The organism is Micromonospora sp. NPDC005979 (assembly GCF_040614415.1).
Classification (GTDB): Bacteria; Actinomycetota; Actinomycetes; order Mycobacteriales; family Micromonosporaceae; genus Micromonospora.
The window spans coordinates 184381-197750 of record NZ_JBEXUR010000012.1 but is presented as its reverse complement, the minus strand read 5'-3'; the positions used below and the strand labels follow the sequence as shown (position 1 = coordinate 197750).

At 71.9% G+C, this 13370-nt stretch carries 12 protein-coding genes; 3 read left to right on the top strand and 9 right to left on the bottom strand.

Annotated elements, in window-relative coordinates; translation table 11 throughout:
• Positions 1 to 48: 48 nt before the first annotated feature.
• Positions 49 to 570: a DUF2752 domain-containing protein gene (locus tag ABZ272_RS21235; RefSeq protein ID WP_355051703.1), complete on the bottom strand. Its 522-nt coding sequence runs from the start codon at positions 568 to 570 to the stop codon at positions 49 to 51.
• Between the two features lie 64 nt (positions 571 to 634).
• Entirely contained in the window at positions 635 to 1864 is a 1230-nt protein-coding gene (locus tag ABZ272_RS21230) for a crosslink repair DNA glycosylase YcaQ family protein (RefSeq protein WP_355051663.1), read from the bottom strand.
• Between the two features lie 80 nt (positions 1865 to 1944).
• Between ABZ272_RS21230 and ABZ272_RS21225 the strand changes: the two genes are divergently transcribed.
• Positions 1945 to 2496 (top strand): GNAT family N-acetyltransferase, encoded by a 552-nt coding sequence (locus tag ABZ272_RS21225; protein WP_355051662.1) that lies wholly within the window; start codon positions 1945 to 1947, stop codon positions 2494 to 2496.
• On the opposite strand, the gene ABZ272_RS21220 is transcribed toward ABZ272_RS21225, so the two are convergent.
• Positions 2395 to 3669 carry a glycosyltransferase 87 family protein gene (locus ABZ272_RS21220; protein ID WP_355051661.1) on the bottom strand — a complete coding sequence of 425 codons (1275 nt, stop codon included), beginning with the start codon at positions 3667 to 3669 and terminating at the stop codon, positions 2395 to 2397. The two genes, ABZ272_RS21225 and ABZ272_RS21220, sit on opposite strands and share 102 nt — an antisense overlap.
• Before the next feature lie 35 nt (positions 3670 to 3704).
• On the opposite strand from ABZ272_RS21220, the gene ABZ272_RS21215 reads away from it, so the two are divergent.
• Complete coding sequence (locus ABZ272_RS21215; RefSeq protein WP_355051660.1) at positions 3705 to 4298, top strand: GNAT family N-acetyltransferase; 594 nt, start codon at positions 3705 to 3707, stop codon at positions 4296 to 4298.
• A 10-nt stretch (positions 4299 to 4308) separates the two neighbouring features.
• Here the strand turns inward: ABZ272_RS21215 and ABZ272_RS21210 are convergent, their stop codons facing one another.
• The 4 genes from ABZ272_RS21210 to ABZ272_RS21195 form a co-directional block, all read right to left on the bottom strand.
• Positions 4309 to 5193 (bottom strand): carbohydrate ABC transporter permease, encoded by an 885-nt coding sequence (locus ABZ272_RS21210; protein WP_355051659.1) that lies wholly within the window; start codon positions 5191 to 5193, stop codon positions 4309 to 4311.
• 1 nt (position 5194) lies between these two features.
• A complete protein-coding gene (locus ABZ272_RS21205; RefSeq protein ID WP_355051658.1) occupies positions 5195 to 6316 on the bottom strand; it encodes a sugar ABC transporter permease in 1122 nt (373 codons plus the stop codon).
• Between the two features lie 75 nt (positions 6317 to 6391).
• The gene (locus tag ABZ272_RS21200) at positions 6392 to 7639 is read right to left on the bottom strand and encodes an extracellular solute-binding protein (RefSeq protein WP_355051657.1); all 1248 of its coding nucleotides are present in this window, start codon (positions 7637 to 7639) and stop codon (positions 6392 to 6394) included.
• Between the two features lie 24 nt (positions 7640 to 7663).
• Positions 7664 to 8650 (bottom strand): substrate-binding domain-containing protein, encoded by a 987-nt coding sequence (locus tag ABZ272_RS21195; protein WP_355051656.1) that lies wholly within the window; start codon positions 8648 to 8650, stop codon positions 7664 to 7666.
• Positions 8651 to 8795: 145 nt separating this feature from the next.
• On the opposite strand from ABZ272_RS21195, the gene ABZ272_RS21190 reads away from it, so the two are divergent.
• Positions 8796 to 10901 (top strand): glycogen debranching N-terminal domain-containing protein, encoded by a 2106-nt coding sequence (locus tag ABZ272_RS21190; protein WP_355051655.1) that lies wholly within the window; start codon positions 8796 to 8798, stop codon positions 10899 to 10901.
• A gap of 228 nt (positions 10902 to 11129) precedes the next feature.
• On the opposite strand, the gene dapB is transcribed toward ABZ272_RS21190, so the two are convergent.
• Positions 11130 to 11882: a 4-hydroxy-tetrahydrodipicolinate reductase gene (gene dapB / locus ABZ272_RS21185; RefSeq protein WP_355051654.1), complete on the bottom strand. Its 753-nt coding sequence runs from the start codon at positions 11880 to 11882 to the stop codon at positions 11130 to 11132.
• Between the two features lie 60 nt (positions 11883 to 11942).
• Complete coding sequence (locus ABZ272_RS21180; RefSeq protein WP_355051653.1) at positions 11943 to 13340, bottom strand: pitrilysin family protein; 1398 nt, start codon at positions 13338 to 13340, stop codon at positions 11943 to 11945.
• Positions 13341 to 13370 lie beyond the last annotated feature (30 nt).

The following is a 13370-nucleotide window of genomic DNA, read 5'->3' as shown; positions in this document are numbered from 1 at the left end:
TTCCCGAATCACCGGGGGCCGTTGGTGTCCAAGATCTCGACAGGCGCGTCAGACGTAGAGCGAGGTGAACGGCGCCCAGGGCAGGTTGCGCACCACCGTGAACGCCAGCCACGCGGCCATGAAGCCGCCGATGACCTTGGGGCTGATCCGCAGCTCGGGCAGCCGCCAGCCGAACGCCTGGTTGCCCGCCCAGGCCACGAAGAGGTAGGCCAGGAAGGGCAGCGAGAACACGAACAGGAAGTGGTGTCGGGCGGCGGCCGGCAGGTCGGCGTGCAGCACGTACCAGAGCGCGCGGGTGCCGCCGCAGCCCGGGCAGTCGAACCCGGTGGTCAGCTTGAGGATGCAGGTGGGCGCGGCGTCCGGGTCGGCGTGGGTCGGGTTGCTCACCAGCGCGTAGGCCATGCCGAGCCCGACGCAGCCGACCGCGGCCAGTGGCACGGCCCAGCGCGGCGAACGTTCGTGGATCCGCAGGACGAGCCGGGTGAGCCGGTCGGGCTCGGGCGCCGGGTAGTGGTAACCGACGGGCGGCTCCGCCGACCATCCGCTCTGCGCAGCATCGGGGGCGGGCACCGTGTGGACGGTGCCGGCGGTGGGCGGTGACTGGTCGACCGGTCCGGGAACGCTCGTCACGCGTTCACGGTACACCCGACACGCTCGCCAGGGCGGCCGTGAGCGGACCGGCCAGGTCGCCGGCGGCGGGTGGCGCGACCGCGTCCAGCCCGAGCCAGCCGGCCAGCCGGTACAGCTCGGCGGCGAGCGCCACGGCGGTCTCCCCCGCGTCGGCGCCGGGCTCGAGCCAGGCGGCCGGCACCAGCAGCACCCCGGCCCTGCGGTCGGCCTTCAGGTCGACCCGGGCGGTGAACCGGTCGCCCTGCAGGAACGGCAGCACGTAGTAGCCGTAGACCCGCTGCGGCGCCGGCACGTAGATCTCGATCCGGTAGCTGAAGTCGAACAGCCGCTCGGTGCGGGCACGTTCCCAGATCAGCGGGTCGAACGGGCTGACCAGCGTGTTGCCCCGGACCCAGCGCGGCAGCCGTGCCGACGCGTGCAGCCAGGCCGGCTGCCGCCAACCCGCCACGGTGACCGGCACCAGCTCGCCGGCCTCGGCCAGCTCGGCGACCGCCTGGCGGGCGCCGGCGACCGGCAGCCGGAAGTAGTCGCGCAGCTCCGGCTCGGCGGCCACCCCGAGCGACCGCGCGGCCAGGGCCACCAGACCGCGGTACGCCTCGGCGTCGGTCGGTGTGGACGCGGCCAGCGCGGACGCCGGCAGCACCCGCTCGGGCAGGTCGTAGCGGCGGGCGAAGGACGTGCTGCGCTCGGCGGCGGTCACCTCACCCGCCCAGAACAGGAACTCCAACGCCTGCTTGACGGCCGACCAGTTCCACCCCCAGTTGCCGGTCTGCCGGGGCGCGTCGTGCTCGATCTCGGCGGCGGTCAACGGACCCCGGGCGGCCACCTCGTCGCGTACCCAGGCGACCAGGTCCGGCTGTTCCTGGGCGATGCGCCGCATGCCACCCCAGGCCTCGCTGCGGGCCCGGGCCATCCGCCAGCGCAGCAGCGGGTGCAGCCCGACCGGAACGAGGGACGCCTCGTGGCCCCAGTACTCGAACAGTTCCCGAGGACGGCGGTAGGCGGCCTGGTCGAGCAGGGTCGTCGGGTAGGGACCGAGTCGGCTGTAGAGCGGCAGGTAGTGCGCCCGTTGCAGCACGTTGACCGAGTCCATCTGGATCAGGGCGACCCGGTCGAGGACCCGGCGCAGGTGCCGACGGGTGGGCACGCCGGTCGGCGGCGGGTCGGCGAAGCCCTGGGCGGCGAGCGCCACCCGCCGGGCCTGGGCGAGCGAGAGTGATTCCGGTGCGGCCATCGTCGGCGACGATAAATCATCGGTGCGACGTCGGTGCGGGAAGCTGGACTCCGACCATCATCGGGGCATAGAACGGTGCAATGCTGACCATCCGCCGGGAGGAGCCGGACGACGCCGAGGCGATCGCCCGGGTGCACGTGCACGGCTGGCAGTCGGGTTACGCCGGTGTCATGCCGGACGAGGTGCTCGGCCGGCTCAACGTGGCGGCCTGGGCGCAGCGCCGCCGTGAGGTGGGCACGGCCGACCCGGAGCACCCGTTCACCACGCTCCTCGGCGAGGTGGACGGGTTGGCCGTCGGCTTCACCACCTTCGGGCCGTACCGCCGCAACCAGGACCGGGACGACCTGGACCCGAGCGTCGGCGAGGTGCTGGCGCTCTACGTCGAGCCGGCGTTCTGGGGCGACGGGACAGCCACCGCGCTGCTCGCGGCCGCCCGCGCCGGTCTCGTCGAGCGGGGCTGGACCGGCTACCGGCTGTGGGTGCTGGCCGACAACGGGCGGGCCCGCCGGTTCTACGAACGGGCCGGGCTGTCACCGGACGGTGAGCGGTCGACCTATCAGGTGCCGCTCGCCGGCGGGCGCGGGCCGGTCGGGCTCGTCGAGCTGCGGTACGCCGGACGCCTCGACTACTGACCCGCCCGGCGTCAGCCACCGGCGGATCGGCAGGAAGGCCAGCAGGGCCAGGCTGATCCAGACGTACGCGTTGCTGCCGAGGAAACCGTCCACGCCGGTGAAGTCCTTCTCCCAGAACCAGACGGTCCGGCTGATCAGCAGCGCGTACCCGATGGTCGCGGCGATCAGCAGGACGCGCCGGCGGCGGCCGGCCGGCGCGGCCATCGCGTTGTCGACCAGCAGGATCAGCGCGGGCAGCAGCCAGACCAGGTGGTGCACCCAGGTGACCGGGCTGACCAGGCACATCACCGCGCCGGTCAGGGCCAGGCCGGTCGCCTCGTCGCCGGCCGCGACGGCCGCGCGGGAACGCCAGGCCCAGAGCGCCAGGGTGCCGAGCACCAGCAGCAGCCAGAGCAGGGTGCTCGGGTGCCGCGGGTCGAGGCGGGCGACCACGCCGCGCAGTGACTGGTTGGAGACGAAGGCCAACTCGCCGACCCGGGCGGTGTTCCACAGCGCCTCGGTCCAGAACTCTCGGGACGCGTCCGGGAAGAGCGCGCCGGCCAGCACGGTCACCGCGGCGGCGGCGCCGCTGGCGGTGAGCGCCGCCCGCCACCGCCCGGTGACCAGCAGGTAGACGATGAAGATGCCCGGGGTCAGTTTGATCGCGGTGGCCAGCCCGATGCCCACGCCCGCCCACCGGTTGCCGGCGGGCAGCAGCCGGAGCAGGTCCACCGCGACCAGGAAGAGCAACAGTGTGTTGACCTGCCCGAAGTTGATCGTCTCGCGCATCGGCTCGAAGGCGGCGGCCAGGCAGAGCGCCACGGCGAGGGCGAACCAGCGGGTCCACCCGGCCCGCCGGGCGATCGGGTCGACGAACCACCAGATCAGCACGGTGGTGGTGGCCACGCTGGCGAGCACGCTCACCACGATCGCGGCCGTCCAGGGCAGGTACGCCATCGGCAGCATGACCAGCGCGGCGAACGGCGGATAGGTGAAGCCGTACTGGGTGCTGGGCTTGAGGTAGTCGTAGATCTCGCCACCGTCGTGCACCCACCACGTCAACGCGCCGTAGTAGACCTTGAGGTCGAAGAAGCCGTGCCGTACGGCCGCGACGGAGAGGAACGCGGTGACCGCCGCGGCGAGCACCACCACCCCGACGACCTGCACGGCCGTCCTGTTGGCACCCTGCGCCACCGCCGCCTCCCCCGCCCTGCGTAGGCTTCCGTCCCATGGCTCTCGGGTACGTCCGCCCGGCGCGTCCCGAGGACGCCGGCGAGATCGCACGCATCCAGCTCGCGACCTGGCGGGTCGCGTACCGCCGGATCCTGCCTCGGCATGTGCTCGACAACCTGGACGAGGCGTTCCTCGCCCGGCGGTGGAGCGCCGCGGTGCTGGAGCCGCCCTCGGGCGCGCACCGGGTGCTGGTCGCCGTCGAACAGGCCGAGCAATCGTATCTGGTGGGGTTCGCCGCCTCCGGCCCGGCCGACGGCGAGGCGTTGGCGCCGGGCGAGCCGGCCGACGCGCTCGGCCCGGACGTGGCGGCGGTGACCGACCTTCTGGTCGAGCCGCGCTGGGGTCGGCGTGGGCACGGCAGCCGGCTGCTCGCCGCCACCGTCGACCTGTGGCGCGAAGACGGGATGGCTCGGGCGGTGGCCTGGGCGTTCGACGGCGACGAGGCGACCCGGAAGTTCCTCACCAGCACCGGCTGGGAGCCCGACGGCGCGGCCCGGGCGCTGGACGTCGACGACATGCTGGTGCCTCAGGTGCGCCTGCACGTGGCCGTACCGACCGAGCCACTCGCCGAGGACAGCCCCGGCGAGTGACCCGGCCGGGTCAGCCCTTGTCCGAACCGTCGTTGGCGTCGCGGACGAAGTAGCGCTGGAACACCACGAAGATGATCGCCACGGGAATGGTGGCGAGCAGCGCCGCGCCCAGCTTCAGCGGGTACTGGTTGCCGCTGCCCAGCGAGCCGCTGACCAGGTCGGCGAGGCCACGCGGAAGGGTGAAGAGGTCCGGGTCCTGCACCGACACGAGGCTGTGCGGGAACTCGTTCCAGGAGCCCTGGAACGACAGGATGGTCAGGGTGATCAGGGCCGGCTTCGCCATCGGCAGCACCACCGACCAGAAGGTACGGAAGATGCTCGCCCCGTCGATGCGGGCGGCCTCCTCCACACTCACCGGGATCGACTCGAAGAACTGCTTCATGATGAACACGCCCGCCGCGTCGGCCAGCAGCGGCACCACGAGCCCGGCGTAGCTGTTGTAGATGCCGAGCTGGTTGAGCACCAGGAACTTCGGGATCAGCAGGACCACACCGGGGACCGCCATCACCGCGATGACGGCCGCGAACAGCCCGCCGCGCCCGGCGAACCGCAGCCGGGCCAGGGCATACCCGGCGAGCGAGTCGAAGAACACCCGCCCGAGGGTGACCAGCACGGTCACCAGCAGCGAGTTGCCCAGCCAGAGCGGGAAGTTGGTGCCGGCGAAGATCCGCTCGAAACCGGCCAGGCTGAGCGGGTCCGGAAACGGCGAGAGCGGATTGGCCGCCGCGTCCGGCTCGGTCTTGAGCGAGCTGGCGATCTGGATGACGAACGGGTAGAGGAACACCAACCCGAAGAAGACCAGCGTCGCGTACCCCAGGAAGCGGGTGGCCAGCGTGCGGGCCCCGCGCTGGTCACCGCGCGCGGGCCCCGCCGGGCGGTCGGTGAGCACGGCCATCTCAGGACCTCTCCGGTACGCGCCGACGCCACCAGCCGCGACGCGGCCGGTCGGTGTCGCGCTCGGCCAGCACGCGGCGCTGGATCAGCGTGAGCACGATGATGATCAGGAACAACACGAACGAGATCGCCGCGCCGGAGCCGTAGTCGAAGTCCCGGAAGGCGGTCCGGTACGACAGGTACGCCGGGGTGAGGGTGGTCTTGGCCGGGTCGCCCTGGCTCATGACGTACACCTGGTCGAAGACCTGCCAGGAGCCGATCAGGCCGAGGGTGAGCACCAGGAAGGTGGTCGGCCTGATCATCGGCAGCGTCACGTGACGGAAGCGCTGCCAGCGGGACGCGCCGTCGAGGGTGCTCGCCTCGTCCAGGGTCACCGGGACGTTCTGCAGTCCGGCCAGGAACATCAGCATGAACGTGCCGGAGGTGGACCAGACGACCAGCGTGATGATCGAGGTCATCGCCACGCTCGGTCCGGCCAGCCAGTCCCACCAGCTCAGCCCGAACGGGCCGCCGTCGGTCAGCGCCGTCGGGGGCGTGTCGACGCCGACCGCGCCGAACAGCAGGTGCAGGACGCCCCGGGAGTCGGCGAACCACTCCGGTCCGTCGATCCCGGCGAAGCCGAGCAGCGCGTTCACCGCGCCCGAGTTGGCGAAGAGGAACAGGAACACCACGCTGATCGCGACCGAGCTGGTGACCGAGGGGAAGTAGAAGGCGCTGCGGAAGAAGCTCTTTCCCCTGAGCATCCGGTTGTTGACGATCAGCGCCAACCCGAGCGCGAGCACGGTTTGCGCCGGCACGACGATCGCCACGTAGTAGATGGTGTTGCGGATGCTGGTCATGAAGTCGCGGCGGGCCAGCCCGTCCTCGGTGAACAGCTGGGTGTAGTTGTGCGCCCCGACGATCGGGACGTCGCCGGTGAACGGGCTGCCCTGGCCGTTCCAGTCGGTCAGGCTGACCCAGAGCGCCATCAGGATCGGCAGCAGCAGGAACAACCCCAGGATGACGATCACCGGCGCGACGAACAGCCAGCCGGCGAGGTTCTCGTTGCCGCGAACGCCACGACGGCGTCGGCGGCGGCGCGCGCCGGGCGCGGTGGCCGCGGCGGTCAGTGTCTCGGTTGCCATCGTCCTCACCCCCTTTCCTCAAGGAAGGGCCCCTTGTTATCGCCTAATGCGTAGGAAGGGGCCCTTCCTAACGAGTCAGCTGCCGCCGAGCGCCGCCTTGGCGTTCTTGTCGAAGTTCTGCAGCACGGTCTTCGGGTCACCGTTGGCGAGGCCCTGCAGGCCGGTGTCGAGGTCCTTGAGGACGCTGTCCATCTTCGGCGCGTTCACCGGGCCCTGGGCGTACGCGGCGCCGTCGATGAAGACCTTGTCGGCCGGGAACGCGGCCGTGTACTGGTCGCGCACCGACTGCCGGGACGGCATGACGCCGACCGCCTTGGCGAACGTCAGCTGCTGCTCGCCGCTGGTCATCGCCTCGACGAACTTGATCGCCTGGTCCTTGTACTTGCTCTTGGCCGCGATGCCCCAGCACTGGGTGAAGGAGAGGGTGCCCTGACCACCCGGGCCGGCCGGCAGCGGCACCACCTTGTACTTCACGTTCGGGAAGTCGTTCTGCATGGCGCCCTTGATCCAGTTGCCCTCGATCGTCATCACGGCCTTGCCCTTGCCGAACGCCTCGCCGGACCAGCCGGAGTCGAGCTGCTTGGGGTACTTGGCCAGACCCGAGGTGAGCAGGGTCTTGACGTACTCCAGCGCGGCCAGGTTCTTCGCGCTGTCGGCGGTGGGCTGCTTGCCGTCCTCGCTCATCAGCCAGCCACCGTTCTGCACGAGGAAGGCGCCGATCCGGTCCCGGGTGTCGCCGAGCGCCAGGGCCACCTGCCCCTTCGCCTTGATCTTCTGGGCGGTCGTGGTGAGCTGGTCCCAGGTGGTCGGCACGTCGACGTCGGTCAGTCCGGCCTTGGCCCACAGGTCGGTGTTGATCTGCAGGGCGAGGGTGGAGAAGTCCTTCGGAGCGCAGTAGAGCTTGCCGTCGTAGCTGAACGTCGTACGCAGGCTCTCGTAGAAGTCGCCCTTGTCCGCGAGCTTGTCGCCGTACGGCTCCAGCGCGCCGACGCTCGCGTAGTCGGCGAAGCGGGCCGCGTCGACGTAGAAGACGTCCGGCGGGGTGCCGCCGGCGAGGGACTGGCCGAGCTGCTGGGTGAGGTCCTGCGCCGGGGTGACCGTCGCGCTGTTGCCGGAGCTGCTGGCCCACTTCGCGGCGGCGTCCTGCACGGCCTTGGTCTCGGCGTCGCCGGAGGAGCCGATGAGGATCTGCAGGTTGGCCGGGCCGCTGGACTGGGCGGCGTCGCCGGAGTCGTCGAAGCCGCTGCCGCAGGCCGCGGAGCCGAGCAGCGCGACGGCGGCGAGGCCGGCGACCGCTGCCCGGGTGAGGGTTCTGGGTGCCATGGGTTTCTCCTGGTGGGGGGTGGGTTATGCGGTGTGCCGCAGGGCCAGCGAGGGCGCGAGCAGCACAGGGGTGGGTGTCTGGTTGCCGTCGAGGACGCCGGTGAGCAGGTCCACGCAGCGGGCGGCCGCCTCGGCGAGGGGTTGGCTGACGCTGGTCAGGCCGATGGCGGCGGCGACCGGCGTGTCGTCGAAGCCGATCACCGAGACCGGCGGGTCGAGGTCGCGGATCGCCTGGAGAGCGCCGAGCGCGAGCGAGTCGCTGGCGCAGAGCACTGCGGTCGGCGTCTCGGCGGCGAGCAGGTCGCGCGTGAGGCGTTCGCCCTCGGCGACACCGTCCTCGGTCTCCCGGTGGAGTCCGGCGGGGTCGACGCCGGCGGCGCGCAGCGTGTCGCGCCAGCCGGCACGTCGGTCGTCGCCGACCCCGGAGCCGGTCGGCCAGCCGATGAAGGCGATCCGCCGGTGCCCGGCGTCCAGCAGGTGCCGGGTGGCGGCGGCGGTGCCGGCCGCGCCGTCCACGTCGACCCAGGGGTGCGCGTCGAGCGCGTCCCACGGCCGGCCGAACGTCACGAAGGGCACCTCCCGTTCGGCGAGCCAGGCGGTGCGTGGGTCGCCGTACTTGGTGCCGACCAGCACGAACGCATCCAGCTCGTACGTGCCGAGCAGGTCGTCGTAGGTGGCGATCTCCCGCTCGTCGTCGGTGGCGGTGTAGAGCAGCACCCGGTAGCCGGCGGCGTCGGCGGTCTCGGTGAGGCCGTGCAGGAAGCGGTCGAGCACGGAGCCGTTGATGCCGTCGCGGGTGGGTTCGATGCGGGCGGCGATGAGTCGGGACCGGCCGGTGCGCATCTGCCGGGCGGCCTGGTTGGCCCGGTAGCCGAGCGCGGTGATCGCGTCCTCGACCCGCTGCCGGGTCTCCTGCCGCACGATGTGCGGGGCGTTGAGCACGTTGGAGACCGTCTGGCGGCTCACGCGGGCGTGCCGGGCCACCGTCGCGATGGTTACCTTTTCAGGCACTTAATCCCTCTCGCCGTCTTGAACGATCCAATTCGGATAGTGCAGGATTAGATCGTTCAAGTTTCTGGAATGTTTCGCACTTTGCACCGCCCGGGACGCGTTGTCAAGACATCCGCCCCGCACCCCGATGATCTGGAGCCGCACCGTGACCGAACGCCAGCTGCAACCCCTTCTGCACGAGTTGGTGGGGGTGGTGCTCGCCCCCACCAGCGCGCTGGGGGACGCGACCGGGCAGATCCGCCCGACCGGCGTCCAGGGGGTCTTCCACGCCGACGCCCGCGTGCTCTCCCGGGCCGAGCTGCGCGTGGACGACCAGGAGTTGGAGAGGCTCACCCACGGCGAGGACGGCCCGCACGGCGTCCGCTTCGTGGGTCTGGCCCGTTGGCTCGGCGATCCCACCCCGGACCCCACCGTCCGCGTCGACCGCTCCCGCCGGGCCACCCGCAACGGCCTCACCGAGGAGCTGCGGATCGTCTCGACCGCCACCGTCGGCGTACGGGCCACCGTCAGCGTCGACCTCGCCTGCGACCTGGCGCCCATCGAGGTGGTCAAGTCCGGTGGCGCCGCCGCACCACTGGAGGCCAAGACCGGCCAGCCGGGCCTGCTCACCTGGGCCGCCGACGGGATCACCGTCACCGTCACCGCGCCGGACGCCGACGTGCTCACCACCGGCGAGCAGGCCACCGCGCCCCGACTGACCTGGCCGATCGACCTGCCTCCGCGCGGCGAGACGGTGCTGCGCTGGGAGGTGGCCGTCGCGGACCCCCGCGCCGTGGTGGTCGGCCCGACCGGCGAGCCGGAGTGGGCCCGACCAGAGGTGACCGCCGACGACCGACGGCTGGTCCGTCTCCTCGACCGCAGCCTGGACGACCTGCGCGGGCTACGACTGGCCGAGACCGGCGCTCCCGGGGACGTCTTCCTCGGCGCTGGCGTCCCCTGGTTCCTCACCCTGTTCGGCCGGGACAGCCTCTGGGCCGCCCGGATGATGCTGCCGCTCGGCACCGACCTGGCCGCCGGCACCCTGCGCGTCCTGGCCCGCCGCCAGGGCACCCGCGTCGACCCGGCCACCGGGGAGGCACCCGGCAAGATCCTGCACGAGCTGCGCCGCCACGAGTTCGCCCTGGCGGACAGCGGGCTCCGGCTGCCGCCGGCCTACTACGGCACCGTCGACGCCACCATGCTCTGGATCAACCTGCTGCACGACGCGTGGCGCTGGGGCCTGCCCGCCGAGCAGGTCGCACCGCTGCTGCCGCACCTGGAGGCGGCCCTGCGCTGGCTCGGCGAGCACGCCGACCCGGACGGCGACGGCCTGGTCGAGTACGTCGACACCACCGGGCACGGACTGTCCAACCAGGGCTGGAAGGACTCGGGCGACGCCGTACGCTTCCACGACGGCAGCCTGGCCACCGCGCCGATCGTGCTCGCCGAGGTGCAGGCGTACGCGCACGAGGCGGCGGTGAACGGCGCGGCACTGTTGGACGCCTTCGGCCGCCCCGGCGCGGACCGCTGGCGCGAACACGCCGCCGCCCTGGCCCGCCGGTTCCGGGAGAGCTTCTGGGTCGACGGCCGGTACGGCCCGCAACCCGCCCTGGCCCTCGACCGGGACAAGCGGCCCGTCGACTCGCTGACCAGCAACATCGGTCACCTGCTCGGCACCGGTCTGCTCGACGCCGACGAGGAGGCGCAGATCGCCCGCCTGCTCACCACGGACGCGCTGGCCGGCGGTTTCGGGCTACGGACGATGTCCACCGACGACGCCGGCTTCAGCCCGCTGTCGTACCACTGCGGTTCGATCTGGACCCACGACACCGCGATCGTGCTCGCCGGACTGGCTCGCGCCGGGCACCGGACGGCGGCGCTCGGCCTGGCCGAGGGGCTGCTCTCGGCGGCCGAGGCGTTCGACTACCGGATGCCCGAACTGTACGGCGGCGACGACCGGACGCCGCTGCGTCGCCCGGTGCCGTACCCGGCGGCCTGCCGTCCACAGGCGTGGGCCGCGGCCGGTGCGGTCCTGCTCCTCCAGGCCGCGACGGGCCTCTATCCGGACGTGCCCGGCGGCACGGTCCGCGTCGCCCCCCTGGCCGGCCCCGACTTCGGCGCGGTCCACGTGGATAACTTCCGCGTATCCGGCACCCCGGTGAGTGTCACGGTCAACCAGGCCGGCGAAGCCGAGCTAACCGGACTCCCCACCCCCCTAACCGCCCCAACCCTCCCCACCCAACGCACTCGCCGATCCCCCGTCCCGAGCTAACCCCGCCCCTCCACCCCGTCGATCATGGAGTTGTGGTGGGCGAAAGCTCCACACCTGCCCCAAATACGGGGCACCACAACTCCATGATCGACGCCGACGGAGAGGCGAGGCCCGCCGCCCAGCTCGCCGCGATCTTGCAGTTTGTGTTGCTGAGATGGGCGGGAATGCCGCCTTTGTCGCGACAGGAACTGCAAGATCGCGGAGAGGGCCCGCGCGCGAGGGCTCGGGTTAGGCGAGGAGGGGGTCCAGGCCGATGGTCAGGCCGGGGCGGGTACGGACGGCGCGGACGGCCAGGAGCACGCCGGGCATGAAGGACACCCGGTCGTAGGAGTCGTGCCGAATCGTCAGCGTCTCGCCGGTGCCACCGAACAGCACCTCCTGGTGGGCGACCAGTCCGGTGGCGCGTACCGCGTGCACGCGTACCCCGTCGACGTCGGCGCCCCGCGCGCCCGACACCTCGTCCTTCGTCGCGTCCGGCACCGCGCCGAGGCCGGCCTCGGCGCGGGCCTGGGCGATCTGCCGGGCGGTGTGCGTGGCGGTGCCGCTCGGGGCGTCCAGCTTGCCGGGGTGGTGCAGCTCGATGATCTCGACGGACTCGAAGTGCCGGGCGGCCCGCGCGGCGAACTGCATCATCAGCACCGCGCCGATCCCGAAGTTCGGGGCGATGACGACGCCCACCTCGGGCTTGTCGGCCAGCCAGCCACGCACCTGCTCCAGCCGCTGCTCGGTGAAGCCGGTGGTGCCGACGACCGCGTGGATGCCCTGCGCGATGCACCACTGAAGGTTGTCCATGACGACGTCCGGCGTGGTGAAGTCGACGACCACCTGGGCGGCGGACGCGGCGTCGAGACCGTCGCCCTGGTCGATCGCGGCGGCCAGTTCGAGATCGTCGGCGGCGTCGACGGCCTTGCAGACCTCGACGCCCATCCGACCACGGGCACCGAAAACGCCGACCCGGGTCTGCTCCTGCTCGTCAGTCACGGGGCACAACCTATCCCAATCGGGACGTGCCCTTCCGGCCGGGACAGATCCCGACCGGCCTCAGCCGGAGAAGTCGCCCTCGCCGAACGGACCGACGACGGCCAGCGACATCGGCCGGCTCAGCAACTCGGCGGCGAGGGTGTTCACGTCCTCGACGGTGACCTCGTCGACCCGGCGGAGCAGCTCGTCCACCGGCATCAGGTCGCCGTAGAGCAGCTCCCCCTTGGCCAGCCGACTCATCCGTGAACCGGTGTCCTCCAGGCCGAGCACGAACGACCCCTTGCTCATGCCCTTGCCCCGGGCCACCTCGGCCTCGGTCAAGCCGTCGGCGGCCACCCGGGCCAGCTCGGCGCGGGTCAGGGCCAGCACCTCGTCCACCTTGCCTGGGGCGCAACCGGCGTAGACGGCGAACAGGCCGCTGTCGGCGTACTGGCTGGCGTACGAGTAGACCGAGTACGCGAGGCCGCGCTGCTCGCGGATCTCCTGGAAGAGACGGCTGGACATGCCGCCGCCAAGGACGTTGTTGAGCACCCCGAGGGCGAAGCGCCGGTCGTCGGTGCGGTCGATGCCCGGGCAGCCGAGGATGACGTGCGCCTGCTCGGTCTCCTTCGGCTCGACCACGGTGGTGGCCGGCTTGGTGCGTACCGCCGGGGTGGCCGCGCGGTGTGCGGCCGGCGCGGCCGGGTCGCTGTCCAGCGGCGTGCCGCGCACGGCCTGGCGGACCAGCTTGACCACGGCGGCGTGGTCGAGGTTGCCGGCGGCGGCGATGACGATCTGCGGGGCCGTGTAGCGGCCCCGGTAGAAGGTCTGGATCTGCCGGCGGGTCATCGGCGTGACGGTCTCCTCGGTACCGGAGATCAGCCGACCCAGCGGATGGTCACCGTAGACGGCCCGGGCGAAGAGGTCGTGCACCTCGTCACCGGGCTCGTCGTCGTGCATGGCGATCTCCTCGAGGATCACGCCCCGCTCGGTCTCCACGTCGGCCGGCTCCAGCAGGGAGTCGGCGACCAGGTCGCACATCACGTCGATCGCCAGCGGCAGATCCTCATCCAGCACGCGGGCGTAGTAGCAGGTGTATTCCTTCGTGGTGAAGGCGTTCGTCTCACCACCGACCGCCTCGATCTGCGAGGAGATCTCCAGCGCGGTCCGCTTGTGGGTGCCCTTGAAGAGCAGATGCTCCAGGAAGTGCGCGGCGCCGGCCTGCGGACGGGTCTCGTCCCGCGAGCCCACCGCCACCCAGATGCCGAACGAAACGCTGCGCATAGCCGGAATCGCCTCGGTGAGCACGCGCAGGCCGCTGGGCAGCACGGTACGTCGTATCGTGCCGCCCAGCGGGTCGTCGCTGAGCGTCCGGGTCACCGCGCGGGCGGTGCCGCCGGAGCGGCCCGCCGCGGTGTCCCGAGACGGTGCCACCCCCCGTCGATCCGGTGGAAACGGCGCACTGAAGGCCCGACTCACGTGTTGCTCCCGGTTCGACGAGGGGTGGGT